The following is a 24,987-nucleotide window of genomic DNA, read 5'->3' as shown; positions in this document are numbered from 1 at the left end:
TGTTTGCGGTGGCGAGCGCCGCCGTAAAATCAAGACGGATAGCGCGTCCAGATAGCGGAGTATGATATGCAGTTCTCCAAAATGCACGGTCTGGGCAACGACTTTATGGTGGTCGATGCCGTTACACAGAATGTCTATTTTTCACCTGAGCTGATCCGCCGGCTGGCCGATCGGCACCTGGGCGTCGGCTTTGACCAGATGCTGGTGGTAGAACCGCCTTACGATCCCGAGCTGGATTTTCACTACCGAATTTTCAACGCCGACGGCAGCGAAGTGGCGCAGTGCGGCAACGGCGCGCGCTGCTTCGCGCGCTTTGTGCGGCTGAAAGGGCTGACCAACAAACGCGACATCCGCGTCAGCACCCAAAACGGGCGCATGGTGCTCAGCGTCACCGACGACGATCTGGTGTGCGTCAACATGGGCGAGCCTAATTTCGATCCGCAGGCGGTGCCGTTCCGCGCCGCCAAGGCGGAAAAGACCTACATCATGCGCGCGGCGGAACACACCGTGCTGTGCGGCGTGGTGTCGATGGGCAACCCGCATTGTGTTTTGCAGGTGGACGATGTAAAAACCGCCAAGGTGGAGCTGCTCGGGCCGGTGCTGGAAGGGCATGAGCGCTTCCCGGAACGGGCCAACATCGGTTTTATGCAGGTGGTCAGCCGCGATCATATCAAGCTGCGCGTTTACGAGCGCGGCGCCGGCGAAACGCAGGCCTGCGGCAGCGGCGCCTGTGCGGCGGTGGCGGTGGGGATCCAACAGGAATTGCTGTCAGAAGAGGTGCATGTAGAACTGCCGGGCGGCAGCCTGCATATTCGCTGGAAAGGGCCGGGCAACCCGCTGTTTATGACCGGCCCGGCAACCCATGTCTATGACGGATTTATTCATCTATGAAAAGCGTAGAAGAACAGAGCGTCGCCGGCCTGGCGCTGGATGACGACACCGTGATGCAGTACCTGCTGCAGAACCCGGATTTCTTTATTCGCAACGCGCGCCAGGTTGAGCAGATGCGCGTGCCTCACCCGGTGCGCGGCACCGTTTCGCTGGTGGAATGGCATCTGGCCCGCCAGCGCAATCACATCGAACGGCTGGAAGAAGAGATCACGCTGCTGATGGAGCAGGCCAGCGCCAACGAAGGGCTCTTCGCCCGGTTGTTGCACCTGCAGGCCGATCTGGCCACCGCCGACAGCCTGCAGGACATGCTCAACCGGCTGCAGCGCTGGGCGCGCGGCTTTGGTTTGGCCGGCGCCACGGTGCGCCTGTTCGCCGAGCGCTGGAAGATCGGCGCGCCTTCCGACTTTACCCACCTGGCGCTGACGCGTTCGGCGTTCGAGCCGTTTCGCATTCAGCGGCTGGGCAGCGAACAACATTACCTCGGCGGCCTGAACGGCCCCGAACTGCTGCTGCTGTTGCCGCAGGCCAAACAGATTGGCCAGATTGGCTCGGTGGCGCTGTCGATGCTGGGCGACAATGGCGAACTGGGCATGGTGATCTTCAGCAGCCGCGATACGCAACACTATCAGCAGGGCATGGGCACGGTGATGCTCAATCAACTGGCGCGCATGCTGCCGGCGCTGCTGGAACGCTGGGTCGAACGCGCATGACGCCGATTGCGCCCAGCCTGCAGCAGCCGGTGGACGCTTTTCTGCGTTATCTCAAGGTAGAACGGCAACTCAGCCCGCTGACGCAGCTTAGCTATTCGCGCCAGCTGGCGGCGCTGATGCGCCTGGCGCAGGAGATCGGCGTCACCGACTGGGCGGCGCTGGACGCCGCCCGGGTGCGCATGCTGGCGGCGCGCAGCAAACGCGCCGGCCTGCAGTCCGCCAGCCTGGCGCTGCGGCTCTCTTCGTTGCGCAGTTTCCTCGACTGGCTGGTCAGCCAGGGCGTATTGCACGCCAACCCCGCCAAAGGCATCCGCACGCCGCGCAGCGGCCGCCATCTGCCGAAAAACATCGACGTCGATGAAATGAACCAGCTGCTGGAGATCGATCTCAACGATCCGTTGGCGGTGCGCGATCGCGCCATGCTGGAGGTGATGTACGGCGCCGGCCTGCGCCTCTCCGAGCTGGTGGGGCTGGATTGCCGCCATGTCGATATGGCGGCCGGCGAGGTGTGGGTGATGGGGAAAGGCAGCAAAGAGCGCAAATTGCCGATCGGGCGCACCGCCGTCACCTGGCTGGAACACTGGCTGGCGATGCGCGATCTGTTCGGGCCGGAAGATGACGCGATGTTCCTGTCCAATCAGGGGCGGCGCATCTCGACGCGCAACGTGCAAAAGCGCTTCGCCGAATGGGGCGTGAAACAGGGCGTCAACAGCCATATTCACCCGCACAAGCTGCGTCACTCCTTCGCCACTCACATGCTGGAGTCGAGCGGCGATCTGCGCGCGGTGCAGGAGCTGCTCGGCCACGCCAACCTGACCACCACGCAAATTTATACCCACCTCGACTTTCAACATCTGGCGAACGTGTACGATGCCGCGCATCCGCGCGCCAAACGGGGGAAATCCTGATGCATTTTTATCGCCCGCTGCGCCCGCTGGCGGCGCTGACTTTCGATCTGGACGACACGCTGTATGACAATCGCCCGGTGATCCGGCAAACCGAACAACAGTCGGTGGCCTTCCTGCAGAGCTACCACCCCGGTCTGAACAGCTTTCAGTCGGCGGATTTCCACCGCCTGCGCCAGGAGCTGCGCGAGCAGGATCCGGAGATTTACCACGACGTCACCCAGTGGCGCTGGCGCGCTATTCATCTGGCGCTGAGCCGGCAGGGGCTGCGCGATGCCGACGCGGCGATCGGGGCCGATGCGGCGATGCAAAACTTCGCGCTGTGGCGCAGCCGCATCGAGGTACCGCAAGCGACCCACGCCACGCTGAAGGCGCTGGCCGCGCGCTACCCGCTGGTGGCGATCACCAACGGCAACGCCGATCCGGCGCAGTGCGGCCTGGACGGTTATTTCCAGTTCGTGTTGCGCTCCGGGCCGGACGGGCGCGCCAAGCCGTATCAGGACATGTATCACCTGGCCGTCGAGCGGCTGGGCGTGGCGCCCGAGCAGATCCTGCACGTGGGCGACGATCTGACCACCGACGTCGCCGGCGCGCTGCGCGCGGGGCTGCAGGCCTGTTGGATCAACGATCGGCAACGCTGCCTGATGCAGGCCGCCGACAGCCGCCTGCTGCCGCATATTGAGATTTCGCAGTTGGCATCGCTGACAGCATTGTTATAATCCCTGCCAGAACTCTGTATAAATTTCCAGTGAAAAACCCGTCAGCGGCGGGTTTTCCCTTAACCATTAGTGGTGCCTATGGACGTCTCCGATCTGCTCGACAGCCTGAATGAAAAACAACGTGAAGCCGTGGCGGCGCCGCGCAGCAACCTGTTGGTTCTGGCCGGAGCGGGCAGCGGCAAGACGCGGGTGCTGGTGCATCGCATCGCCTGGCTGCTGTCGGTGGAGAACTGCTCGCCGTATTCGATCATGGCGGTGACCTTCACCAACAAGGCGGCGGCGGAAATGCGCCACCGTATCGAACATCTGATCGGCACCAGCCAGGGCGGCATGTGGATCGGCACCTTCCACGGCCTGGCGCACCGTCTGTTGCGCGCCCACCACCTGGAAGCCAACCTGCCGCAGGATTTCCAGATCCTCGACAGCGACGACCAGCTGCGGCTGCTCAAGCGCATCATCAAGGCGCTGAACGTCGACGAGAAGCAGTGGCCGCCGCGTCAGGCGATGTGGTACATCAACGGCAAGAAAGACGAGGGCCTGCGGCCGCAGCACGTCGAGACCTACAACAACCCGGTAGAAGCCACCTGGCTGCGCATCTACCAGGCCTATCAGGAAGCCTGCGATCGCGCGGGGCTGGTGGATTTCGCCGAGCTGCTGCTGCGCGCGCACGAGCTGTGGCTGAACAAGCCGCATATCCTCAACCACTACCGCGAACGTTTCACCAACGTGCTGGTGGACGAATTCCAGGATACCAACAGTATCCAGTACGCCTGGATCCGTTTGCTGGCGGGCGGCAACAGCAACGTGATGATCGTCGGCGACGATGACCAGTCGATCTACGGCTGGCGCGGCGCGCAGGTGGAAAACATCCAGCGCTTCCTGAAAGATTTCCCCGGCGCGGAAACCATCCGCCTGGAGCAGAACTACCGTTCCACCAGCAACATCCTGAAAGCGGCCAACACCCTGATCGCCAACAACGACGGGCGCATGGGCAAAAACCTGTGGACCGAAGGCGGCGAAGGCGAACCGATCTCCATCTACTGCGCCTTCAACGAACTCGACGAAGCGCGCTTCGTGGTCAACCGCATCAAGACCTGGCAGGACAACGGCGGGGCGCTGAACGACTGCGCCATCCTGTACCGCAGCAACGCCCAGTCGCGCGTGCTGGAAGAGGCGCTGCTGCAGACGGCGATGCCGTACCGCATCTACGGCGGCCAGCGCTTCTTCGAACGCCAGGAAATCAAGGATGCGCTGGCTTACCTGCGCCTCATTTCCAACCGCAACGACGACGCAGCCTTCGAGCGCGTGGTCAACACCCCGACGCGCGGCATCGGCGATCGCACCCTCGACGTGGTGCGCCAGGCGGCGCGCGATCGCCAGCTGACGCTGTGGCAGGCGACGCGTGAGCTGATGCAGGACAAGGTGTTGGCCGGCCGCGCTGCGTCGGCGCTGCAGCGCTTTATCGAACTGGTGGAGTCGCTGGCGCACGAAACCGCCGACATGCCGCTGCACGTGCAGACCGACCGGGTGATCCGCGATTCCGGGCTGTTCATCATGTATGAGCAGGAGAAAGGCGAAAAGGGGCAGGCGCGCATTGAAAACCTTGAGGAATTGGTGACGGCGACGCGCCAGTTCAGCTATCAGGACGAAGATCAGGATCTGATGCCGCTGCAGGCGTTCCTGTCGCATGCGGCGCTGGAAGCGGGCGAAGGCCAGGCCGACGCCTATCAGGACGCGGTGCAGCTGATGACCCTGCACTCGGCCAAGGGGCTGGAGTTCCCGCTGGTGTTTATCGTCGGCATGGAAGAGGGCATGTTCCCGAGCCAGATGTCGCTGGATGAAGGCGGCCGTCTGGAGGAGGAGCGCCGCCTGGCCTATGTGGGCGTAACGCGCGCCATGCAGAAGCTGACGCTGACCTATGCCGAAACGCGCCGTCTGTATGGCAAAGAGGTTTACCACCGGCCGTCGCGCTTTATCGGCGAACTGCCGGAAGAGTGCGTGGAAGAAGTGCGCCTGCGCGCCAGCGTATCGCGCCCGGTCAATCACCGCCGCATGGGCACGCCGATCAGCGAGAACGATACCGGTTACAAGCTGGGCCAGCGCGTGCGCCATCCCAAGTTTGGCGAAGGCACCATCGTCAATCTGGAGGGCAGCGGCGAGCACAGCCGGCTGCAGATCGCCTTCCCGGGCGAGGGCATCAAGTGGCTGGTGGCGGCCTACGCTCGCCTGGAAACGGTATAAAAGAGAGGGGCGCGTTGCAGGGGGCAGCCCCTGCAATCGTTCAGGATCAGTGAGGGTAGCGATCGCCGACCTGCGCGGTGGCATACCAGCGCATCACCGCTTCGGTGCCTTCACCGCCTTCCTGCGGCGCCCACGGCATGCAGTCCTCTTCGGTCAACGCCTGATACGGGCCCTGCTTCACTTCGAACACTACGCCGCCGGCATCGACCGACAACACCGCATGCCAGGTAAATGCCGGCATCTCCAGCACTTTGGTTTCTTCGCCGAGCAGGGTGCGTTGCGTTACGACGCCGTCATCGTTGAACTGCAGCACGACAAAACGGCCGCGCAGCGGCGTCAGCAGTTCCCAGGTTTGCGGGTGACGGTGCGGGCGGATATAGGTGCCGGGTTCCATGGCGATCGCCAGGCGTTGCACCGGGTCGCTCAACTCTTCGTGTAAGGTGCGGTGCGCGCGCAGGCGGGGCACGTTGGCGGCCTGTTCGCTCATCGCGGTCAGTTCATGGGCGGTAATCTGTTTCATCGTTTAAATCCGCATGCTTGTCGTACCATTAGGGTGATGTCATCTTAGCAACATTCTTGGTGGCGGTAAGCGATCGCCGCGACTTTTTCAGTACGGTTTAGGCGCCATTTTTGCCATTGAACACCGTGATGATTTGTTGCGCAATTATCCCGCCTAACGTGTTGACAGGCTTTTTCTTCTCGGCGTAACATGCGCGCACTATTATCATTGAGGACAGACGCCTTGGACACACCCAGTAGATACTGGCTCACTGACCTGCGCCGCAGGTATAACTTCTAAGGCTCTCCGTTTTTGCTGATAGCCTTCGTGGTTGTCGGCGACCCCGCAAAGCGTCGCTATGAGTCAGATCTCTTCATGGTCTGAAACAAATCGGTGATACGCATCCCCTCTGTTTCTGTGCTTCAACGCGTTGTCCGCACCCGTTACCTTCACGGAGTTTTGGCACATGCTGAGCGCTTTTAAATTAGATAACCGCCGCTTGTCCCGTCTGGAGCTGGACGACTCGGATGATCTCACGTCATCGCTGTGGGTTGATCTGGTCGAGCCGGAAGAGGGCGAGCGTGAGCGCGTGCAGAATGAGCTGGGACAAAGCCTGGCGACGCGTCCCGAACTGGACGACATCGAAGCCTCCGCCCGTTTCTTCGAAGATGAAGACGGTCTGCATATCCACTCCTTCTTCTACTTTGAAGATGCGGAAGATCACGCCGGCAACTCCACGGTGGCGTTCACCATCCGCGACGGCCGCCTGTATACCCTGCGCGAGCGTGAACTGCCGGCGTTTCGCCTGTACCGCATGCGCGCCCGCAACCAGACCATGCTCGAAGGCAACGCCTACGAACTGCTGCTGGATCTGTTCGAAACCAAGATTGAACAGCTGGCGGACGAGATAGAGAACATCTACAGCGATCTGGAACAGCTCAGCCGGGTGATCATGGAAGGGCATCAGGGCGATGAATACGACGCCGCGCTATCGACGCTGGCGGAGCTGGAAGATATCGGCTGGAAGGTGCGTTTGTGTCTGATGGATACCCAGCGCGCGCTCAACTTCCTGGTGCGCAAGGCGCGTTTGCCGACCGGCCAGCTGGAGCAGGCGCGTGAAGTGCTGCGCGACATCGAATCCCTGCTGCCGCACAACGAATCGCTGTTCCAGAAGGTGAACTTTCTGATGCAGGCGGCGATGGGCTTCATCAACATCGAACAGAACCGCATCATCAAGATCTTCTCGGTGGTGTCGGTGGTGTTCCTGCCGCCGACGCTGGTGGCCTCCAGCTACGGCATGAACTTCGAATTCATGCCGGAGCTGAAATGGTCGTTCGGCTACCCGGGCGCCATCACCTTGATGATCCTGGCCGGTCTGGCCCCTTACCTGTACTTCAAGCGCAAGAACTGGCTGTAACCCGGCGGCGCCGGGCTCAGCGCAGCTTGCGCTGGGTGTAGAGCGCGTCGAGGGTGAACAGGATCAGCGCCGCCCAGATAAAGCCGAAGGTCACCAGTTTGTCCTGGCCGACGGTTTCGCCGTAGAAGGTGATCGCCAGCAGGAACATCAGCGTCGGGCCGAGATACTGGAAGAAACCGAGCGTCGACAGGCGCAGCCGGGTGGCCGCCGCGGTGAAGCACAGCAGCGGCACGGTGGTGACGATGCCGGCGGCGACCAGCAGCAGGTTCAGCGACCACGGGTTGGCGCTCAGGTGGCTGGTGGGGCTGTCGGCGAACAGGAACAGATAGGCCGCCGCCACCGGCAGCAGCCACAGCGTTTCGATCAGCATGCCGGTCTGGGCGTCGATGGCGATTTTCTTGCGCAGCAGGCCGTAGAAGGCGAAGCTGAACGCCAGCCCCAGACCGATGATCGGCAACGAGCCGAACTGCCAGAGCTGCACCAGCACCCCGGTGAACGCCAGCGCCACGGCCACCCACTGCATGCGGCGAAAGCGCTCGCCGAGAAACAGCATCCCCAACAGCACGTTAACCAGCGGGTTGATGAAGTAGCCCAGGCTGGCTTCCAGCATATGGTGGTTGTTCACCGCCCAGATGAACAGCAGCCAGTTGCCGCCGATCAACAGCGCGGTGACCGCCAGCAGCAGCAGCCGTTTGCGATTTTGGCAGGCGGCGCGCACTTTCGGCCAGTTGCGGCCCAGCGTGATCAGCGCCAGCATGAAGAAAAACGACCAGATGATCCGGTGGGTGAGGATCTCGTCCGCGGATACTTGCTGAATCAGTTTGAAATAGGCCGGGGCGATGCCCCACATAAAATAGGCGGCCAGGGCGAAGAAAATGCCCTGACGCGTTTGCTTTGCGTCCATGACGTCACTCGGTGGGGAACGTAAGATGCGGTGAGTGTACTGAAGACGCCCACCGCACACAATCATCAGCCGACCAGATAGGTGGCGGTCGCGGTCGCGATATGCAGGCCGTCGTGGTTATGCAGTTCTACGCGCGCGACGGCGACCTTATTGCCGCTGCGCAGCACGCTGGCGGAGGCGACGAAGTGTTCGCCGCGGCCGGGGCGCAGGTAGTCGACGCGCAGATCGATGGTGCCCATGCGCGACAGTTTGGCGGCGATCTCTTCTTCGATCAGCGGCTCCATGCGCGTCAGCACCCCGCCGGCGCAGGCCAGCCCGGCGGCGACGTCGAGCACCGCGGCGATCACGCCGCCGTGCAGAATTTCCTGTGCGGCGTTGCCCACCAGCTTGCGCTGGTTGGTGAAGCTCAGCTCGACGTAATCATCGTCGAAGCGGCGCAGCTCCAGGCCAAGCTCGCGGTTGAACGGCATGTGGTAGACAAAGATTTCGCCGATCTTGCGGCGGGCGGCTTCCAGGGTCAGTGGTGTGGTCGACATAGCGGGTTTCCGTTTTTCTTTTGCGTTTTAAGGGAGCTAACTGGTCAGTCCAGGTTAATGGAATGTTGATTTTATGCTTAACCTTTGTTGCTTTCCAGACTATTCCAATAAAACCGGCCTGCGCTGCGGTAAAGCCTCCTTTGTGTGTAAAATGGCCTGATTTTTTCCGGGATTGCCCTTTTTCGTTGGAGTGAGGAGAGGTTATGCGCATTTTGTCAGGGATCGTTTCCGCCACGCTGCTGATGCCGGCGCTGGCATTGGCTGCGGAAGCCAAAGAGCAGCAGATTCACGATAAGCCGGCGGTGCGCGGCAGCATTATCGCCAACCTGCTGCAGGAGCACGATAATCCGTTCACGCTGTACCCTTACGATCCCAATTATCTGCTGTACACCGACACCAGCGATATCAACCAAGAGGCCATCAAGACATACAACTGGGCCGACAAGGCGCGCAAGGACGAGGTGAAATACCAGCTTAGCCTGGCGTTTCCGCTGTGGCGGGGCATTGCCGGCGACAACTCGGTGCTCGGCGCGTCTTATACTCAGCGCTCCTGGTGGCAATTGTCCAACCGCGGCGAGTCTTCACCGTTCCGCGAGACCAACTACGAGCCGCAGCTGTTCGTGGGGTGGGCGACCGATTACCGCTTTGCCGGTTGGACGCTGCGCGATGTTGAAATCGGCGTTAACCATCAGTCCAATGGCCGCTCGGACCCGACGTCGCGCAGCTGGAATCGCGGCTATGCGCGGCTGATGGCGCAAAACGGCAACTGGCAGGTGGATCTCAAGCCCTGGTTCCGTTTCTCGGAGAGCTCGAGCAACGACGACAACCCGGACATCACCAAATACATGGGATACTACCGGCTGAAGGTCGGTTACGCCTGGGGCGACAGCGTGTTCAGCGTCGACAGCCATTACAACTGGAACAGCGGCTACGGCGGCGCGGAACTGGGCTGGAGCTATCCGATCACCCGCAACGTGCGATTCTATACCCAGGTGTTCAGCGGCTACGGCGAATCGCTGATCGACTACAACTTCCGGCAGACACGGGTGGGCGTTGGTGTCATGCTGAACGATATTATGTAATCATACCCGGTGGGTGTGTACCGATGAAAAAATGGGGAAGTGTGTGTCAACCGCAGCAGTGATTAACAGAGAGTTGCTGGCCGAGCAGGTATTGCGCGATACCTTCGGCTACCAGCAATTCCGTCCGGGCCAACAAACGATTATCAACGCCGCGATCGGCGGGCAGGATTGCCTGGTGGTGATGCCGACCGGCGGCGGCAAGTCGCTGTGTTACCAAATCCCGGCGCTGGTGATGGACGGCCTGACCCTGGTGGTTTCCCCGCTGATCTCGCTGATGAAGGACCAGGTCGACCAACTGTTGGCCTACGGCGTTTCCGCCGCCTGCTACAACTCGACGCAAACCCGCGAGGAGCAGTTGGACGTCATGGCCGGCTGCCGCAACGGCACCATTAAGATGCTGTACATCGCGCCGGAACGGCTGATGATGGAAAGCTTCCTCAACCTGCTCGACCACTGCCCGCCGGCGATGCTGGCGGTGGATGAGGCGCACTGTATTTCGCAGTGGGGCCATGACTTCCGGCCGGAATATCGCGCGCTGGGTCAGCTGAAACAGCGCTTCCCGTCGATGCCGGTGATCGCGCTGACCGCCACCGCCGACGAGTCCACCCGCGGCGATATCGTGCGCCTGCTGTCGTTGCAGGATCCGCTGGTGCAGGTCAGCAGCTTCGACCGGCCGAACATCCGCTACACGCTGGTGGAAAAATTCAAGCCGCTCGATCAGCTGTGGCGCTTCGTGCAGGATCAGCGCGGCAAGAGCGGCATTATCTATTGCAACAGCCGCGCCAAGGTGGAAGACACCGCCGCGCGTCTGCAAAGCCGCGGGCTGAGCGTCGGCGCCTACCACGCCGGGCTGGACAACGATCGCCGTGCGCAGGTGCAGGAAGCGTTCCAGCGCGACGATCTGCAGGTGGTGGTGGCCACCGTCGCCTTCGGCATGGGCATCAACAAACCCAACGTGCGCTTCGTGGTGCATTTCGACATTCCGCGCAATATCGAATCCTATTATCAGGAGACCGGCCGCGCCGGGCGCGACGGTCTGCCGGCCGAAGCCATCCTGCTGTACGATCCGGCCGACATGGCCTGGCTGCGCCGCTGTCTGGAGGAAAAACCCGCCGGGCAGCAGTTGGACATCGAGCGCCACAAGCTGAACGCCATGGGCGCGTTCGCCGAGGCGCAAACCTGCCGCCGCCTGGTGCTGCTCAACTACTTCGGCGAAGGCAAGCACGAGAACTGCGGCAACTGCGATATCTGCCTCGATCCGCCCAAGCGCTACGACGGGCTGGAGGATGCGCGCAAGGCGCTGTCCTGCGTGTACCGCGTCGGCCAGCGCTTCGGCCTCGGGTACATCGTGGAAGTGCTGCGCGGTTCCAACAACCAACGCATTCGCGAATACGGCCACGACAAGCTGCCGGTGTACGGCATCGGCCGCGATCAAACCACCGAACACTGGACCAGCGTGCTGCGCCAGCTGATCCACCTGGGCTTTATCACCCAGAACATCGCCATGCACTCGGCGCTGCAATTGACCGAGGCGGCGCGTCCGGTGTTGCGCGGCGAAGTGGCGCTGCAGCTGGCGGTGCCGCGTATCCAGAGCCTGAAGTCGCGCGGCAGCGCCAACCAAAAATCCTACGGCGGCAATTACGATCGCAAGCTGTTCGCCAAGCTGCGAAAACTGCGCAAATCGATCGCCGATGAAGAGAACATTCCGCCGTATGTGGTGTTCAACGACGCCACGCTGCTGGAAATGGCCGAACAGATGCCGATCAAGGCCGGCGATCTGCTGAGCGTCAACGGCGTCGGCCAGCGCAAACTGGAGCGTTTCGGCGCGCCCTTTATGGCGATGATCCGCGACCATCTCGACAATGACGAAGACTGAGGGCGATAAATCATGCTGATGCTGTTTCTCACCGTGGCGCTGGTGCATCTGATTGCGCTGATGAGCCCGGGGCCGGACTTCTTTTTCGTGTCGCAAACCGCCGCCAGCCGCTCGCGCCGCGAGGCGATGATGGGGGTGGTCGGCATTTCGCTCGGCATCGTGGTGTGGGCCGGCGTGGCGTTGATGGGGCTGCATCTGATCCTGCAGAAGATGGCCTGGCTGCATCAGATAATCATGGTCGGCGGCGGCATTTACCTGTGCTGGATGGGGTGGCAACTGCTGCGTTCCGCGCGGGCGCAGCAAGCGCAGCCGGCGGCGGAGGCCCAGGTGGCGTTGCCGAAGGCCGGGCGCAGCTTTATTCGCGGCTTCCTGACCAATCTGTCCAACCCGAAGGCGGTGATCTATTTCGGCAGCGTGTTCTCGCTGTTCGTCGGCGACAGCGTCGGCGCCGGGGCACGCTGGGGACTGTTCCTGCTGATCGTCGCCGAGACCTTCGTCTGGTTCAGCCTGGTGGCGGTGGTGTTCGCGCTGCCGGCGATGCGCCGCGGCTACCAGCGGTTGGCCAAGTGGATCGACGGGGTGGCGGGCGTGCTGTTCACCGGCTTCGGGTTACACCTGATCTTTACCCGCTGACCGGCAGTGACATGCCCAAGGCCGAGCAGCGATGCCCGGCCTTTTTTTCAGGCCTTGCGGGCGGTCGCCAGCAGCCCCGCCACCAGAATGAACAGCGAACCGAATACCCGGTTGAGCAGCTGCATTTGGCGCGGCGTTCTCAGCCAGCCGGCGATGCGCGTCGCCAGGGTGGCGTAACCGATCATCACCAGAATATCCACCACCACGGTGGTGACGCCGAGCACCAGATACTGCTCGGCCTGCGGCTGATTGGGCAAAATGAACTGCGGGAACAGCGCGGCGAGGAACACGATGCTTTTCGGGTTGGTCAGGTTGACCAGCACCGCGCGGCGGAACAGACGGCGGCGCGGCATGCTGCCCGCCAGCGCATGCAGATCCAGCGCCCCGGCGGCGCGCCATTGCTGGATGCCGAGCCACACCAGGTAGGCGGCGCCCAGCCATTTCAGCAGCTCGAACGCCAGCAGCGATTGCGATATCAGCGCACCGAGGCCGATGCCTACCAGCACGATGTGCGCGCTCAGCCCGACCTGCAGCCCGGCGATCGACGCGGCGGCGCCGCGATAGCCGTGGCTGATGCCGGTGCTCATGGTGTTGATGGCGCCTGAGCCGGGGGACAGGCTGAGGATAAGCGTGGTCAGCAGATAGGTTAACCACCAGTCCAAGGTCATGGTTCTTCGGCTCCCTGAAAGTGTCGTTTTGTGCCACAATGCGCCGAGGCGGCGCCGTTTTTTGTAAGAATTGAATCACAATACGCTAGTATGATTTCTTGTGCCAGCGGTCACATTTTCCGCCGGCCCCACAGGGAAAACGCTCTCGATGACCTCGTTCACTCTCAGCTCCGATGACTGGTTAACGCGTGAAACGCAGTTCGCTGCCTTCGCCACCGGGCCGCTGCTGGACTTCTGGCGGCTGCGGGAAGAGGGCGAGTTCAGCGGCGTGGACGGCGTGCCGATCCGCTTTGTACGTTTTCGCTCCGCGCGACATCAGCGGGTGGTGGTGGTCAGCCCCGGCCGCATCGAAAGCTACGTGAAATACCCCGAGGTGGCCTACGATCTGTTCCACTGCGGTTACGACGTGGTGATCGTCGATCATCGCGGCCAGGGGCGCTCCGGCCGTTTACTGGCGGATACGCACCGCGGTCATGTGGTAAACTTCGCCGACTACGTGGACGATTTCGAGCAGCTTTGGCAGCGCGAGGTCGAATCGCGCGGTTATCGGCAGCGCTTCGCGCTGGCGCATTCGATGGGCGGCGCGATCCTGGCGCAGTTCCTGCAGCGCCGGCCGCAGGCGTTCGACGCGGCGGCGTTTTGCGCGCCGATGTTCGGCATCCAGTTGCCGATGCCGGATTGGCTGGCCGAACGCATTCTCGACTGGGCGGAGGCCCACCCGGCGATCCGCGACTATTACGCGGTGGGCACCGGCCAGTGGCGGCCGCTGCCGTATGTGGTCAACGTGTTGACCCACAGCCGCGAACGCTACCGGCGCAGCCTGCGCTATTACGCCGATTACCCCGAGCTGCAGGTGGGCGGGCCGACCTACCATTGGGTGCGGGAGAGCATCCGCGCCGGCCGGCAGATTATCGCTCGGGCCGGGGCGATCACAACGCCGCTGTTGCTTTTGCAAGCCGGTGAAGAACGAGTCGTCGACAACCGTTCGCACCAGGCTTTTTGTCAGGCTCTGTCAGACGCGGGGCGCCCTTGCGAAGGGGGGCTTCCGTGGGTTATCAACGGCGCACGCCATGAGATCCTGTTCGAGCGGGACGCGATGCGCGCCGAAGCACTGAACGCAATCCTGCGCTTCTTTGCTCAACACTTAGGCGGCGCGCTGCCGCCGACAACTCCATCAGAGGTTAGAACATAACGCTATGTATCACGTCGTCGCTTCCGATTTAGATGGCACGCTGCTGTCTCCCGACCATACCCTGTCGCCGTACGCCAAAGAAACGCTGAAGTTGCTGACCCAGCGCGGCGTGCATTTCGTGTTCGCCACCGGCCGCCACCATATCGACGTGGCGCAGATCCGCGACAGCCTGGAGATCAGCGCCTTTATGATCACCTCCAACGGCGCGCGGGTGCACAACACCGCCGGCGAGCTGATTTTCAGCCACAACCTGGACGAGGATATCGCCCGCGATCTGTACGGCATGCTGCACGACGATCCGGAGATCACCACCAACGTCTACCGCAACGATGATTGGTTTACCAACCGCGAAAGCCCGGAGCAGGAAGAATTCTTCCAGGAGTCGGTGTTCAAATATCAGCTGTTCGAACCGGGCCTGCTGGAAACCGACGGCGTCTGCAAGGTCTACTTCACCTGCGAAAATCACGAGCGGCTGCTGCAGGTGGAAGACGCCATCAACGCGCGCTGGGGCGATCGGGTCAACGTCAGCTTCTCGTTCCCGACCTGCCTGGAAGTGATGGCGGGCGGCGTGTCGAAAGGGCATGCGCTGGAAGAAGTGGCCAAGATCATCGGCTATACGCTGCAAGAGTGCATCGCCTTCGGCGACGGCATGAACGATCTGGAGATGCTGTCGATGGCCGGCAAGGGCTGCATCATGCGCGACGCGCATCAGCGCTTGAAGGATATGTTGCCGGAGCTGGAAGTGATCGGCTCCAACGTCGATAACGCGGTGCCGCACTACCTGCGCAAGATGTTCCTCTGACATAACCCGGACGTTTCTCGGAAATAACAAGGGCGCCTTGCGGCGCCCTTGGCATTACTTGTGCTGGCCCTGCTTCTGCAGGAACTGCACGCCCTTGTCCGGGAAGTCGGTGAACACGCCGTCGACGCCGGCCTGGTTGTAAATCACGTCATACAGCTGGTTCACGTTGGTCACGTACTTCGGCAGCGCATCGGCGCGGATGGTAAACGGATGCACCGCCAGCTTGCTGGCGTGCGCTTCTTTCACCATGTCGGTCAGAACGATGTGGCCCGGCTTGGATTTATCCGCCACCACCAGCATGTGGTAGTCCGGCCCGATGCCGTCGGCATACTGAGCGATTTTCTGCATCGCGCCCGGCTTGAACATCCAGTCGTAGTCGTACTCTACCCACTTGCCGTCGGCTTTCTGCTCGTAGGTTTCCTGCCAGTCGTTATAGGCGATCAGCTGCACCAGCTTCAGATCCATGCCCAGCTTCGGCTCCAGCTCGTTCTTGATGCGTTTGAGCTCGTTGGCGTCGAAGCACTGCAGGTAGACGTTGTCGTTTTTGCCGGTGTAGCCGTATTGCTTGAGCACCGCCAGCACTTTGCTGGAGATGTCCTTGCCTTCCTGTTTGTGGAACCACGGCGCCTTGATTTCAGGGTAGATGCCGATGTTTTTGCCGGTCGAATGGTTCAGACCCTGTACGAATTCGATCTCTTCCTGGAAGGTGTGTACGCGGAAGTCGGATTTGCCCATCGGGAAGCGGCCAGGATAGCCCTGTACCTTCTTGCCGTTTTCGATTTCAAACCCTTCGGTAAATTTCAGCGATTTGATCTCCGCCAGCGTAAAGTCGATGGCGTAATAACGGCCGTCCTTGCGCGCGCGGTCCGGGAAGCGTTCGGCAACGTCGGTGACGCGATCGAGGTAATGGTCGTGCAGCACCACCAGCTCGTTGTCTTTGGTCATCACCAGATCTTGTTCGAGGTAATCGGCGCCCTGCGCGTAGGCCATCGCCTTCGCCGGCAGGGTGTGTTCCGGCAGGTAGCCGCTGGCGCCGCGGTGGGCGATCACCACTTTGTCCGCCGCCTGCGCGGCGCTGACCATTGAGGTAGCGAGAATGATCCCTGTCAGCAGGGCTTTGACTTGAGTCCGCATTCCGTTTTCTCCGTGTTGTTGGGGGCAGGGTAGTAAAAAGGCCGCAGGGCGGCCTTTAAATCATGCAAAAGTCGTGTGACGGTTAGCCGCGCTTGCCGGCAGCGATTTCCGCGTGGTGTTTCTTTTCGTTCAGCATGGTCAGCAGCAGCAGGATAACCGCCAGCACGCCGCCGCCGATCATCACCATGAAGCCGCCGTCCCAACCGAAGAAGTCTACGGTATAGCCGACGATGGCGCTGGCCGCGACCGAGCCGCCCAGGTAGCCGAACAGGCCGGTGAAGCCCGCGGCGGTGCCGGCGGCTTTCTTCGGCGCCAGCTCCAGCGCGTGCAGGCCGATCAGCATCACCGGGCCGTAGATCAGGAAGCCGATGACCAGCATACAGATCATGTCCACGGTCGGGTTGCCCGGCGGGTTCATCCAGAACACCACGGTGGCGATGGTCACCAGCGTCATGAAGAACACGCCGGTGGCGCCGCGGTTGCCTTTGAACACTTTGTCCGACATCCAGCCGCACAGCAGGGTGCCAGGGATACCGGCGTATTCATACAGGAAGTAAGCCCAGGAAGACTTGTCCAGCGCGAAGTGCTTCACTTCTTTCAGGTAGGTCGGCGACCAGTCCAGAATGCCGTAACGCAGCAGATAGACGAACACGTTGGCGACCGCGATGTACCACAGCAGCTTGTTCGGCAGGATGTACTGCATGAAGATCTGCTTGGCGGTCAGCTCTTCTTCGTCTTTTTCGCTGTAGTCGTCCGGGTAGTCGTTTTTGTACTCTTCAATCGGCGGCAGGCCGCAGGATTGCGGGGTGTCGCGCATCAGGCCGAAGGCGATCAGGGCCACCAGGATGGCGCCGAAGGCCGGCATGTACAGCGCCGCGTGCCAGTCGTTGAACCAGGCCATACCCAGCAGGAACAGCAGCGGTGGCAGGCCGCCACCCACGTTGTGGGCGCAGTTCCAGATGGAGACGATGCCGCCGCGTTCTTTCTGCGACCACCAGTGCACCATGGTGCGGCCGCACGGCGGCCAACCCATGCCCTGGAACCAGCCGCACAGGAACAGCAGGACGAACATGATGGCGATGCTGGAGGTGGCCCACGGCACGAAGCCCATGAACAACATCACCGCCGCCGCCAGGATCAGGCCGGCAGGCAGGAACACTCGCGGGTTGGAACGGTCGGAGACCGAACCCATGATGAATTTGGAGAAGCCGTAGGCGATGGAAATGCCCGACAGCGCGAAGCCGAGGTCACCGCGGCTGAAGCCTTGTTCGATCAGGTAAGGCATGGCCAGGGTGAAGTTCTTACGCACCAGATAGTAAGCGGCGTAACCGAAGAAGATCCCCAGGAAAATTTGCCAGCGCAGCTTACGGTAGAGCGGGTCTACCTTATCGCTCGGCACACGGGCGATGTGTGCGGCCGGCTTAAAAATACTCAACATGAGCGCCTCCGATGGCTTTATCTGTTATCACATCAATATGACCTTTTACGTTCATTTGATGATTGAGCGGATATCGAATGTGGTGTTTTTGTGTTCCATAACGAGCGCCATTGTCGTCAAATACGCCTGGTGTCGCTGTGACGAATGGCGCAATTGTTACACTTTTATGAAACCACGGCGGATTTTGAGCGATTCGTTAACGTTATGAAATAGAAAAACGTCCAAAAATCGTGATTATGATCACATTGATGGTTTTTTGTGGACATTTTTATTTCGTTTGATGTTCGTTCTTGTTCCTTATCAAACAAAGACCCTTATAACCGTGGCTCAATAGGCTCATAACTACCGATCCTGAGGGAGCGACATGAGCAGCTATTTTGACGGCGGCGAAACGGATGTGATCATCATCGGCGGCGGCGCCACCGGCGCAGGCATCGCCCGCGACTGCGCGCGGCGCGGCTTGCGCTGCATTTTGCTGGAGCGCCACGACATCGCCACCGGCGCCACCGGCCGCAACCACGGTTTGCTGCACAGCGGCGCGCGCTATGCGGTGACCGACGGCGAGTCGGCGCGCGAGTGCATCGAAGAAAACCGCATCCTGAAACGTATCGCTCATCACTGTATCGAGCGCACCGATGGGCTGTTCATCACCCTGCCGCAGGACTCGCTGGACTATCAGCAACAGTTTATCGCCGCCTGTCGCCAGGCCGACATCAACGCCGAAGCGATCGACCCGCAGCTGGCGCTGCGGCTGGAGCCGGCGGCTAACCCGGCGCTGATCGGCGCGGTGCGCGTGCCGGACGGCACCGTCGATCCTTTCCGGCTGACAGCCGCCAACATGTTGGACGCGCGCGAGCATGGCGCGCAGATCCTGACCTACCACCAGGTGGTGGGATTGTTGCGCAGCGGCGATCGGGTAACGGGCGTGCGCGTTTACGACCATCAGAATCAGCGGCGCTATGAGCTGCACGCGTCGGTGGTGGTCAACGCCGCCGGCATCTGGGGCCAGCAGATCGCCGAATACGCCGATTTGCGCATCCGCATGTTCCCGGCCAAGGGGGCGCTGCTGATCCTCGGCCACCGCATCAACAACATGGTGATCAACCGCTGCCGCAAACCGGCGGACGCCGACATCCTGGTGCCGGGCGACACCATCTCGTTGATCGGTACTACCTCGACCCATATCGACTACGACCAAATTGACAACATGCTGGTGACCCCGCAGGAAGTGGACATTCTGATCCGCGAGGGGGCGCTGTTGGCGCCCACCCTGGCGCAGACCCGCATTCTGCGCGCCTACGCCGGGGTACGGCCGTTGGTGGCCAGCGACGACGACCCCAGCGGGCGCAACGTCAGCCGTGGCATCGTGTTGCTCGATCACGCCGCCCGCGACGGGCTGGAAGGGTTTATCACCATCACCGGCGGCAAGCTGATGACCTACCGCCTGATGGCGGAGTGGGCCACCGACAAGGTGTGCGAAAAGCTTGGCGTAAACCGGCCGTGCACCACCGCGCAGGATGCGTTGCCCGGCTCCCGCCAGTCGGCGGAGGAGACGGTGCGCAGCGTGGTTTCTCTGCCCGCCAGCATTCGCGGCTCGGCAATTTACCGCCACGGCGATCGCGCCAGCCAGGTGCCGGCGGCCGATCGGCTCGACACCAGCCTGGTGTGCGAATGCGAGGCGGTGACCGCCGGGGAAGTGCGTTATGCGGTCAACTCGCTGACCGTCAATAACCTGGTGGATCTGCGCCGCCGCACCCGCGTCGGCATGGGCACCTGCCAGGGCGAACTCTGTGCCTGCCGCGCCGCCGGGCTGTTGACGCGCTTTAACGTCAGCACGCCGCAGCAGTCCATCGCGCAGCTGTCGCAGTTCCTCAACGAACGGTGGAAAGGCGTACGGCCGATCGCCTGGGGCGACGCGCTGCGCGAGAGTGAATTTACCAGCTGGGTTTACCAGGGGCTATGCGGGCTTGAAGCCCAGGCCGACAAGGAGCAGGAGGCGGATGATGCGATTTGACGTAGTGGTGATTGGCGGCGGCCTGGCGGGCCTGAGCTGCGCCATTGCCGTGGCCGAACAGGGCAAGCGCTGCGCGGTGGTCAGTTCCGGCCAGAGCGCGCTCTACTTCTCCTCCGGCTCGCTCGACCTGCTGGCGAGATTGCCGGACGGCACGCCGGTCGAAATGCCGCTGGCGGCGCTACCGCAACTGGCGCAGCAGGCGCCGCAGCATCCGTATGCCCTGATCGGGCCCGGCCGGGTGGCGGCGCTGTCCGCCGCCGCGCAGCGGTTGTTGGAGCGCTGCGGGCTGAACCTGCAGGGCGAGGGCGCCAACAACCATCTGCGCATTACGCCGCTTGGCACGCGTCGCGCCACCTGGCTCAGCCCGCAGGCGATCCCGACGCTGCCGCTGACCGGCCAACTGCCGTGGCGGCGCATTGCGGTGATCGGCATCGAAGGCTTCCTCGATTTCCAGCCGCAGATGGCCGCCGACTCTCTGAGCCGGGAGCTCGGCGTAGAGACGGAGGTGGCCTATCTGCACATGCCGGCGCTGGACAGATTGCGCAATAACCCCAGCGAGTTCCGCGCGGTAAACATCGCCCGGGTGCTGGATTTGATGGAAAGTCTGCCGCCGATGGCCGAGGAACTGCGGCGGTTGGCGGGGGCAGCCGACGCGCTCTTTCTGCCGGCCTGTTTGGGATTGGAGGACGACGCGTCGCTGGCGGTGCTGCAGGATGCGGTCGGCAAGCCGGTCCGGCTGCTGCCGACGCTGCCGCCTTCGGTGCCCGGCATGCGCTTGCATCAGGCGCTGCGGCGGCGTTTTCAACAGCTGGGCGGCGTTTTCATGCCCGGCGACAGCGTGCTGCGCGCCGAGTGCGAAGCCGGCCGCGTCACGGGCCTGTATACCCGCAACCACGGTGATATTCCGCTGCGGGCGCAGCAGGTGGTGTTGGCCAGCGGCAGCTTCTTCAGCAACGGGCTGGTGGCGGATTTCGACGGGGTGCGCGAGCCGATCTTCGGGCTGGACGTACACAGCCGCGCGGATCGCTCCGACTGGAGCCGGCGCGAGCTGTTCGCGCCTCAGCCTTATTTGCAGTTTGGCGTGCGCACCGACGGCAGGCTGCGGGCGATGAAGCAGGGCATGCCGTTCGACAATCTGTACGCCATCGGCGCGGTCGCCGGCGGCTACGATCCGCTGCAGCAAGGCTGCGGCGCCGGCGTGTCATTGATCGGTGCGCTGCACGTCGCGCAGCAGATCGCCGCGGAGGAAAACGCATGAGCCTGCATCAGGACCACAGCTTTGAAAGCTGCATCAAATGCACCGTCTGCACCACCTATTGCCCGGTCGCCAAAGTGAACCCGCTCTATCCGGGGCCAAAACAGGCGGGGCCGGACGGCGAGCGGCTGCGGCTGAAAGATCCGGCGCTGTACGACGAAGCCTTGAAATACTGCACCAACTGCAAACGTTGTGAAGTGGCCTGCCCGTCCGACGTCAAAATCGGCGATATCATTCAGCGCGCCCGCGCCGACTTCGCCCAGAGCAAGCCGACGCTGCGCGACGCCATCCTCAGCCACACCGATATCATGGGCTCGCTGTCGACGCCGTTCGCGCCGATCGTCAACGCCGCCACCGGGCTGAAACCGGTGCGCAAGCTGTTGGACAAGGCGCTGAAGATCGATCACCGTCGCGAACTGCCGAAATACTCGTTCGGCACCTTCCGCCGCTGGTACCGGCAACAGGCGCAGGCTCAGCGGCGCTATGCCGAGCAGGTGGCGTTTTTCCACGGCTGCTTCGTCAACTATAACCATCCGCAGCTGGGCAAGGATTTGATCCGGGTATTCAACGCGCTGGATATCGGCGTGCAGCTGCTGAAACGCGAGAAATGCTGCGGCGTGCCGCTGATCGCCAACGGGTTTATCGAGCAGGCCAAAAAGCAGGCCAGGGTTAACGCCGAGTCGCTGCATGAAGCGGTGCTGGAGCGCGGCATCCCGGTGGTGGCGACCTCATCGAGCTGCACCTTCACCCTGCGCGACGAATATCCTCATCTGCTGGACGTGGACACCACTCCGGTGCGCGATCGGGTGGAGCTGGCGACGCGCTATCTCTATCGCCTGATCAATCAGGGGCGCAGCCTGCCGCTGAAGCGCACGCCGCTGCGGGTGGCTTATCACACGCCTTGCCATATGGAGAAGATGGGCTGGACCGCCTACACCCTGGAGCTGCTGCGGCAGATACCGGGGCTGGAGCTGGTGGTGCTGGATTCGCAGTGCTGCGGCATCGCCGGCACCTACGGGTTCAAATCGGAGAACTACGCCACTTCGCAAGGCATCGGCGCGCCGCTGTTCCGGCAGATCGAAGAGAGCGGAGTGGATCTGGTGGTGACCGACTGCGAGACCTGCAAATGGCAGATAGAAATGTCCACCAGCAAGCGCTGCGAGCATCCGATCACCCTGCTGGCGCAGGCGCTGGTATAAAAACGAGAGGGCCGGCAAGCCGGCCCTCTGTGGGATTACTGCTTCAGCTTCAGGGTGGAGATGATGCCTTCGGCTTCGGCCTGCGCCTGCTGCTGATTGTCCGCCGGCAGCGTCACCTGAATGGTCAGCATGTTGTTGTTCAGCGAGCCGATCAGGACGGAGGAATAGGCTTTTTCGCCGCCGCTGGTGATGATGCTGTCCAACTGACGCAGCGGCACGCCGTTGACGTCGAGCGCCTTGTTGGTGATCACCTGCAGGTTGGCGTCACGCGCGCGCTGGGTATTCTCCAGGCGCTTGGCCAGGGTCTCCAGGCTGTCGGCGGTCTTGTCGCCCAGGATCACGATCACCGCGCGCTGGCCGGTGCTGTCTGCGTAAACATGCATGTTGTTGGCCTGGTTGCCCAGCTTGCCGCTCTGATCCGCCATGCCGACCGGCAGGGTGAACGCCAGTTTACCGTCCAGCAGGCTGACCTGCTGCCCGGCCGGCGCGCTGGCCGCCGCGCCGTCAGACGCTGCCTTGGTGTCTTTGGTGTCGCCGTCGCAGGCCGCGAGGCCTAGCGCCAGCAGGCTGATACCCATCAATTTCGCTACTTTACGCATCGGGCTTCCTTCTTCCTTTCCGGTAGGGATTCACTGTCGTATCGCAACCTATTCCAGGCTGAAATGCAAGGCAGATGTTGTCACAAGTTTTTCTCCAGTAATAGCCGATAATCAGCCACTTCGCCTTTCTTTTCCAGCTGAACAATCTGATAGTGGTGGGCGAGCAGCATCGTCAGCATGGCGCGGAACCGGTTACGGGTTTTGACCGTCAGCCGGCGATAGCCCTGCGCCCGCACCCAGCGCTCCTGTTCGGCCAACAAGGCCTGCGCCACGCCGTGGCGACGAAATGCCGGCAGCACGCCGCCCAGCCAGCTGTAAAACACCGTTTCCCGCTGTTGATAACCGAGTTTGAAACCGGCCGGCTGGCCGTCGATGTCGGCGATCAACAGGCTGGCGGAGGCACCGCCGATGCGCCGCTGCAGATCGGCCAGGCTATGCAGGCCGCCGAATTCGGGGATGCGTTGGTAAAGGCGGTGGATTTCTTCGAGCGTGGCGATGCGGACGATTGGGATCATGGGCGGCCTCCAAAGGATAGGGCCGCCCAGAATAACACGGCTCAGCCCGGCTGCAGGCTGCCGCTGCGCGCCGCGATGCGTTTGAGCAGCATGTTCAGCAACACGCCGTACATCGGCAGGAAGAACAGCAGGCAGATCATCACCTTGAAGCTGTAATCCACCAGCGCGATCTCCACCCAGTTGTTGGCCATGAAGGGATCGCTGCTCTTGTAGAAGGCGATGAAGAAGAACGCCAGCGTATCGCTGATATTGCCGAAGAACATCGCCGCCGCCGGCGCCACCCACCAGGCGCTGCGTTGGCGCAGGCGATTGAAGACGTGAACGTCGAGGATCTGGCCGAGCACGTAGGCCATAAAGCTGGCGACGGCGATACGCGCCACGAACAGGTTAAAACTGCCCAGCGCCGCGAAGCCCTGCCATTCTCCCTGATAGGTGACGGTGGAGATCACGTAGGAGATGAACAGCGCCGGCACCATCACCGCCAGGATAATCCGCCGCGCCAGCGGCGCGCCGAAGATGCGCACGGTCAGATCGGTCGCGAGGAAGATAAACGGGAAGGTAAAGGCGCCCCAGGTGGTATGGAAGCCGAAAACGGTGATCGGCAACTGCACCAGGTAGTTGCTGGAGGTAATGATGGCGATATGAAACAGCGAAAGCCAGACCAACGCCGTGAAGCGCTGCTGTGCGGTAAACGAATACATATTGTAGCCTTTTTAGCAGTGGGGTGAGGGAACCCAGTGTGTCTTGTCAAAACAGCAAAAAACGCTGCGCGGCGGCATGATACGCGTTTGCGCAACCAATGCAATGGTTAAATTTAACGCAAACGTTAACGCATCTTGCGCAGAAAAACTACCGGCGTAAACTAGGCGCTAATGAGATGCGGCGAGCGTTCGCCGATCGTTTTTGAACGAGAAAAATTGCATGACTGACTTATTTGCCCAGGCAGACCAGACGCTCGACGCGCTGGGCCTGCGTTGCCCGGAACCGGTGATGATGGTGCGCAAAACCGTGCGCCATATGGACAACGGCGAAACGCTGCTGATTATCGCCGACGATCCGGCCACCACCCGCGATATTCCGGGGTTCTGCCGCTTTATGGAGCATACGCTGGTGGCGCAGGAGACCGAGCAGGCGCCATACCGTTATCTGTTACGTAAAGGTGTATAGTTTTTAATCGCCTCGTGAGATAAGCTCCCTGCGATCGGGGAGCGTTCGAAGGGGACAAAAGATGAGTATTTTACTACTGCCTACGGTTGCCAAGATGGAAAATGAGGAACGTACACAGGGCTATGAGCGCTGGTTTCTTGAAAGAGTTCAGGAAGCCATGGATGAGCCGCGGCCCGGCATTCCTCATGATGACGTGATGGCTGAAATGGATGCTGTTATCGCTGCTGCAGAAGCCAGGATCAAAGCGAAGCAGGCATAATGCTCAACATCGAATGGACTCGAGCCGCACGTCAGGATCTGGCGGAGATTGTGGGATTCATCGCCAATGATAACCCTCTGGCGGCCAGAAAAATGAAGGTTCTCATCATGGAGGCCGTCATTCCCGCCGCCAGACATCCTCGAATTTTCCGGCGCGGCAGAGTGGACGGCACGCATGAAATCCCCCTACATCCCCATTATCTCCTGGTTTACTAGGTGCTGGAAACTCACATCCGGGCGTTGCGGGTTTTACATACGCGCCGACAATATCCTTAATATTGCCGCTGCAATCGATAATGCCGGGTTCCCATTGAGGAACCCGGCCTGGCGCCG

26 protein-coding genes are annotated in these 24,987 nt (G+C 61.7%); 17 read left to right on the top strand and 9 right to left on the bottom strand.

Annotation, left to right across the window (positions count from 1 at the left end; all coding sequences use genetic code 11):
- Positions 1-66: 66 nt before the first annotated feature.
- The 5 genes from dapF (at position 67) to uvrD (ending at position 5,466) form a co-directional block, all read left to right on the top strand.
- Positions 67-891: a diaminopimelate epimerase gene (gene dapF, locus ACJ8HB_RS14490; protein WP_047569816.1), complete on the top strand. Its 825-nt coding sequence runs from the start codon at positions 67-69 to the stop codon at positions 889-891.
- The gene (locus ACJ8HB_RS14485) at positions 888-1,601 is read left to right on the top strand and encodes a DUF484 domain-containing protein (RefSeq protein WP_047569813.1); all 714 of its coding nucleotides are present in this window, start codon (positions 888-890) and stop codon (positions 1,599-1,601) included. The genes dapF and ACJ8HB_RS14485 overlap by 4 nt, the downstream gene beginning before the upstream one ends.
- Positions 1,598-2,509 carry a tyrosine recombinase XerC gene (gene xerC, locus ACJ8HB_RS14480; protein ID WP_016929495.1) on the top strand — a complete coding sequence of 304 codons (912 nt, stop codon included), beginning with the start codon at positions 1,598-1,600 and terminating at the stop codon, positions 2,507-2,509. The genes ACJ8HB_RS14485 and xerC overlap by 4 nt, the downstream gene beginning before the upstream one ends.
- Positions 2,509-3,225 (top strand): 5-amino-6-(5-phospho-D-ribitylamino)uracil phosphatase YigB, encoded by a 717-nt coding sequence (gene yigB / locus ACJ8HB_RS14475; RefSeq protein ID WP_033649639.1) that lies wholly within the window; start codon positions 2,509-2,511, stop codon positions 3,223-3,225. The genes xerC and yigB overlap by 1 nt, the downstream gene beginning before the upstream one ends.
- A 78-nt stretch (positions 3,226-3,303) precedes the next feature.
- A complete protein-coding gene (uvrD, locus tag ACJ8HB_RS14470; RefSeq protein ID WP_033649640.1) occupies positions 3,304-5,466 on the top strand; it encodes a DNA helicase II in 2,163 nt (720 codons plus the stop codon).
- Between the two features lie 46 nt (positions 5,467-5,512).
- Here the strand turns inward: uvrD and ACJ8HB_RS14465 are convergent, their stop codons facing one another.
- The gene (locus ACJ8HB_RS14465; protein WP_060424199.1) at positions 5,513-5,986 is read right to left on the bottom strand and encodes a WbuC family cupin fold metalloprotein; all 474 of its coding nucleotides are present in this window, start codon (positions 5,984-5,986) and stop codon (positions 5,513-5,515) included.
- A gap of 445 nt (positions 5,987-6,431) precedes the next feature.
- Here ACJ8HB_RS14465 and corA point away from each other — a divergent pair, with 445 nt between their 5' ends.
- A complete protein-coding gene (gene corA, locus ACJ8HB_RS14460; protein WP_004934262.1) occupies positions 6,432-7,382 on the top strand; it encodes a magnesium/cobalt transporter CorA in 951 nt (316 codons plus the stop codon).
- A 16-nt stretch (positions 7,383-7,398) separates the two neighbouring features.
- On the opposite strand, the gene rarD is transcribed toward corA, so the two are convergent.
- Entirely contained in the window at positions 7,399-8,286 is an 888-nt protein-coding gene (gene rarD / locus ACJ8HB_RS14455) for an EamA family transporter RarD (protein ID WP_033636655.1), read from the bottom strand.
- A gap of 65 nt (positions 8,287-8,351) precedes the next feature.
- A complete protein-coding gene (locus tag ACJ8HB_RS14450; RefSeq protein ID WP_033636656.1) occupies positions 8,352-8,822 on the bottom strand; it encodes a thioesterase family protein in 471 nt (156 codons plus the stop codon).
- A 203-nt stretch (positions 8,823-9,025) separates the two neighbouring features.
- Between ACJ8HB_RS14450 and pldA the strand changes: the two genes are divergently transcribed.
- The 3 genes from pldA to rhtC are packed head-to-tail and all read left to right on the top strand — an operon-like array spanning position 9,026 to position 12,413.
- Positions 9,026-9,904 (top strand): phospholipase A, encoded by an 879-nt coding sequence (gene pldA, locus ACJ8HB_RS14445; RefSeq protein WP_039568129.1) that lies wholly within the window; start codon positions 9,026-9,028, stop codon positions 9,902-9,904.
- A 43-nt stretch (positions 9,905-9,947) separates the two neighbouring features.
- A complete protein-coding gene (gene recQ, locus ACJ8HB_RS14440; protein WP_033636658.1) occupies positions 9,948-11,780 on the top strand; it encodes an ATP-dependent DNA helicase RecQ in 1,833 nt (610 codons plus the stop codon).
- Between the two features lie 12 nt (positions 11,781-11,792).
- Positions 11,793-12,413 (top strand): threonine export protein RhtC, encoded by a 621-nt coding sequence (rhtC, locus tag ACJ8HB_RS14435; protein ID WP_016929486.1) that lies wholly within the window; start codon positions 11,793-11,795, stop codon positions 12,411-12,413.
- 47 nt (positions 12,414-12,460) lie between these two features.
- Here rhtC and rhtB read toward each other — a convergent pair whose 3' ends face one another.
- Positions 12,461-13,081: a homoserine/homoserine lactone efflux protein gene (gene rhtB / locus ACJ8HB_RS14430; protein WP_025304879.1), complete on the bottom strand. Its 621-nt coding sequence runs from the start codon at positions 13,079-13,081 to the stop codon at positions 12,461-12,463.
- A 148-nt stretch (positions 13,082-13,229) separates the two neighbouring features.
- On the opposite strand from rhtB, the gene pldB reads away from it, so the two are divergent.
- Complete coding sequence (gene pldB, locus ACJ8HB_RS14425) at positions 13,230-14,273, top strand: lysophospholipase L2 (protein ID WP_094860105.1); 1,044 nt, start codon at positions 13,230-13,232, stop codon at positions 14,271-14,273.
- A 4-nt stretch (positions 14,274-14,277) separates the two neighbouring features.
- Entirely contained in the window at positions 14,278-15,075 is a 798-nt protein-coding gene (gene yigL / locus ACJ8HB_RS14420; protein ID WP_047569808.1) for a sugar/pyridoxal phosphate phosphatase YigL, read from the top strand.
- A 54-nt stretch (positions 15,076-15,129) separates the two neighbouring features.
- On the opposite strand, the gene glpQ is transcribed toward yigL, so the two are convergent.
- On the bottom strand, positions 15,130-16,209 hold the full coding sequence (glpQ, locus tag ACJ8HB_RS14415) for a glycerophosphodiester phosphodiesterase (RefSeq protein ID WP_041037198.1): 1,080 nt from the start codon (positions 16,207-16,209) through the stop codon (positions 15,130-15,132).
- Positions 16,210-16,291: 82 nt separating this feature from the next.
- Complete coding sequence (glpT, locus tag ACJ8HB_RS14410) at positions 16,292-17,647, bottom strand: glycerol-3-phosphate transporter (protein WP_033636663.1); 1,356 nt, start codon at positions 17,645-17,647, stop codon at positions 16,292-16,294.
- A gap of 364 nt (positions 17,648-18,011) precedes the next feature.
- Here glpT and glpA point away from each other — a divergent pair, with 364 nt between their 5' ends.
- From glpA to glpC, 3 genes are read left to right on the top strand one after another with little or no spacing between them, the layout of a single operon-like run.
- On the top strand, positions 18,012-19,661 hold the full coding sequence (glpA, locus tag ACJ8HB_RS14405; protein WP_047569806.1) for an anaerobic glycerol-3-phosphate dehydrogenase subunit A: 1,650 nt from the start codon (positions 18,012-18,014) through the stop codon (positions 19,659-19,661).
- Positions 19,651-20,919: a glycerol-3-phosphate dehydrogenase subunit GlpB gene (gene glpB, locus ACJ8HB_RS14400; RefSeq protein WP_047569803.1), complete on the top strand. Its 1,269-nt coding sequence runs from the start codon at positions 19,651-19,653 to the stop codon at positions 20,917-20,919. The genes glpA and glpB overlap by 11 nt, the downstream gene beginning before the upstream one ends.
- Entirely contained in the window at positions 20,916-22,115 is a 1,200-nt protein-coding gene (gene glpC / locus ACJ8HB_RS14395) for an anaerobic glycerol-3-phosphate dehydrogenase subunit GlpC (RefSeq protein ID WP_033654019.1), read from the top strand. The genes glpB and glpC overlap by 4 nt, the downstream gene beginning before the upstream one ends.
- 35 nt (positions 22,116-22,150) lie before the next feature.
- Here the strand turns inward: glpC and ACJ8HB_RS14390 are convergent, their stop codons facing one another.
- The 3 genes from ACJ8HB_RS14390 to ACJ8HB_RS14380 all read right to left on the bottom strand — a co-directional run bounded on the left by ACJ8HB_RS14390 (position 22,151) and on the right by ACJ8HB_RS14380 (position 23,930).
- The gene (locus ACJ8HB_RS14390) at positions 22,151-22,714 is read right to left on the bottom strand and encodes a DcrB family lipoprotein (protein ID WP_033636670.1); all 564 of its coding nucleotides are present in this window, start codon (positions 22,712-22,714) and stop codon (positions 22,151-22,153) included.
- Between the two features lie 80 nt (positions 22,715-22,794).
- Positions 22,795-23,229 (bottom strand): GNAT family N-acetyltransferase, encoded by a 435-nt coding sequence (locus tag ACJ8HB_RS14385; protein WP_047569800.1) that lies wholly within the window; start codon positions 23,227-23,229, stop codon positions 22,795-22,797.
- Between the two features lie 41 nt (positions 23,230-23,270).
- On the bottom strand, positions 23,271-23,930 hold the full coding sequence (locus ACJ8HB_RS14380; RefSeq protein ID WP_033636672.1) for a 7-cyano-7-deazaguanine/7-aminomethyl-7-deazaguanine transporter: 660 nt from the start codon (positions 23,928-23,930) through the stop codon (positions 23,271-23,273).
- A 220-nt stretch (positions 23,931-24,150) separates the two neighbouring features.
- Between ACJ8HB_RS14380 and tusA the strand changes: the two genes are divergently transcribed.
- The 3 genes from tusA to ACJ8HB_RS14365 all read left to right on the top strand — a co-directional run bounded on the left by tusA (position 24,151) and on the right by ACJ8HB_RS14365 (position 24,870).
- The gene (gene tusA / locus ACJ8HB_RS14375; protein ID WP_025304890.1) at positions 24,151-24,396 is read left to right on the top strand and encodes a sulfurtransferase TusA; all 246 of its coding nucleotides are present in this window, start codon (positions 24,151-24,153) and stop codon (positions 24,394-24,396) included.
- A gap of 61 nt (positions 24,397-24,457) precedes the next feature.
- Complete coding sequence (gene relB / locus ACJ8HB_RS14370) at positions 24,458-24,655, top strand: type II toxin-antitoxin system RelB family antitoxin (protein ID WP_033649649.1); 198 nt, start codon at positions 24,458-24,460, stop codon at positions 24,653-24,655.
- A complete protein-coding gene (locus tag ACJ8HB_RS14365; RefSeq protein WP_052133471.1) occupies positions 24,655-24,870 on the top strand; it encodes a type II toxin-antitoxin system RelE/ParE family toxin in 216 nt (71 codons plus the stop codon). Before relB ends, ACJ8HB_RS14365 begins: the two co-directional genes overlap by 1 nt.
- The last annotated feature ends 117 nt before the right edge of the window (positions 24,871-24,987 follow it).

It is taken from the genome of Serratia sp. CY27727 (genome assembly GCF_052169275.1).
GTDB classification, from domain to species: Bacteria; Pseudomonadota; Gammaproteobacteria; order Enterobacterales; family Enterobacteriaceae; genus Serratia; species Serratia sarumanii.
The sequence above is the reverse complement of the archived record's forward strand: the minus strand, read 5'-3'. Positions and strand labels throughout refer to the sequence as shown.

What these genes read in the sequence shown, in the direction of transcription:
- dapF (WP_047569816.1), top strand. Translation starts at nt 67, where the DNA reads ATGCAGTTCTCCAAAATGCACGGTCTGGGCAACGACTTTATGGTGGTC.
- ACJ8HB_RS14485 (WP_047569813.1), top strand. Translation starts at nt 888, where the DNA reads ATGAAAAGCGTAGAAGAACAGAGCGTCGCCGGCCTGGCGCTGGATGAC.
- xerC (WP_016929495.1), top strand. Translation starts at nt 1,598, where the DNA reads ATGACGCCGATTGCGCCCAGCCTGCAGCAGCCGGTGGACGCTTTTCTG.
- yigB (WP_033649639.1), top strand. Translation starts at nt 2,509, where the DNA reads ATGCATTTTTATCGCCCGCTGCGCCCGCTGGCGGCGCTGACTTTCGAT.
- uvrD (WP_033649640.1), top strand. Translation starts at nt 3,304, where the DNA reads ATGGACGTCTCCGATCTGCTCGACAGCCTGAATGAAAAACAACGTGAA.
- ACJ8HB_RS14465 (WP_060424199.1), bottom strand. Translation starts at nt 5,986, where the DNA reads ATGAAACAGATTACCGCCCATGAACTGACCGCGATGAGCGAACAGGCC.
- corA (WP_004934262.1), top strand. Translation starts at nt 6,432, where the DNA reads ATGCTGAGCGCTTTTAAATTAGATAACCGCCGCTTGTCCCGTCTGGAG.
- rarD (WP_033636655.1), bottom strand. Translation starts at nt 8,286, where the DNA reads ATGGACGCAAAGCAAACGCGTCAGGGCATTTTCTTCGCCCTGGCCGCC.
- ACJ8HB_RS14450 (WP_033636656.1), bottom strand. Translation starts at nt 8,822, where the DNA reads ATGTCGACCACACCACTGACCCTGGAAGCCGCCCGCCGCAAGATCGGC.
- pldA (WP_039568129.1), top strand. Translation starts at nt 9,026, where the DNA reads ATGCGCATTTTGTCAGGGATCGTTTCCGCCACGCTGCTGATGCCGGCG.
- rhtC (WP_016929486.1), top strand. Translation starts at nt 11,793, where the DNA reads ATGCTGATGCTGTTTCTCACCGTGGCGCTGGTGCATCTGATTGCGCTG.
- rhtB (WP_025304879.1), bottom strand. Translation starts at nt 13,081, where the DNA reads ATGACCTTGGACTGGTGGTTAACCTATCTGCTGACCACGCTTATCCTC.
- pldB (WP_094860105.1), top strand. Translation starts at nt 13,230, where the DNA reads ATGACCTCGTTCACTCTCAGCTCCGATGACTGGTTAACGCGTGAAACG.
- yigL (WP_047569808.1), top strand. Translation starts at nt 14,278, where the DNA reads ATGTATCACGTCGTCGCTTCCGATTTAGATGGCACGCTGCTGTCTCCC.
- glpQ (WP_041037198.1), bottom strand. Translation starts at nt 16,209, where the DNA reads ATGCGGACTCAAGTCAAAGCCCTGCTGACAGGGATCATTCTCGCTACC.
- glpT (WP_033636663.1), bottom strand. Translation starts at nt 17,647, where the DNA reads ATGTTGAGTATTTTTAAGCCGGCCGCACACATCGCCCGTGTGCCGAGC.
- glpA (WP_047569806.1), top strand. Translation starts at nt 18,012, where the DNA reads ATGAGCAGCTATTTTGACGGCGGCGAAACGGATGTGATCATCATCGGC.
- glpB (WP_047569803.1), top strand. Translation starts at nt 19,651, where the DNA reads ATGCGATTTGACGTAGTGGTGATTGGCGGCGGCCTGGCGGGCCTGAGC.
- glpC (WP_033654019.1), top strand. Translation starts at nt 20,916, where the DNA reads ATGAGCCTGCATCAGGACCACAGCTTTGAAAGCTGCATCAAATGCACC.
- ACJ8HB_RS14390 (WP_033636670.1), bottom strand. Translation starts at nt 22,714, where the DNA reads ATGCGTAAAGTAGCGAAATTGATGGGTATCAGCCTGCTGGCGCTAGGC.
- ACJ8HB_RS14385 (WP_047569800.1), bottom strand. Translation starts at nt 23,229, where the DNA reads ATGATCCCAATCGTCCGCATCGCCACGCTCGAAGAAATCCACCGCCTT.
- ACJ8HB_RS14380 (WP_033636672.1), bottom strand. Translation starts at nt 23,930, where the DNA reads ATGTATTCGTTTACCGCACAGCAGCGCTTCACGGCGTTGGTCTGGCTT.
- tusA (WP_025304890.1), top strand. Translation starts at nt 24,151, where the DNA reads ATGACTGACTTATTTGCCCAGGCAGACCAGACGCTCGACGCGCTGGGC.
- relB (WP_033649649.1), top strand. Translation starts at nt 24,458, where the DNA reads ATGAGTATTTTACTACTGCCTACGGTTGCCAAGATGGAAAATGAGGAA.
- ACJ8HB_RS14365 (WP_052133471.1), top strand. Translation starts at nt 24,655, where the DNA reads ATGCTCAACATCGAATGGACTCGAGCCGCACGTCAGGATCTGGCGGAG.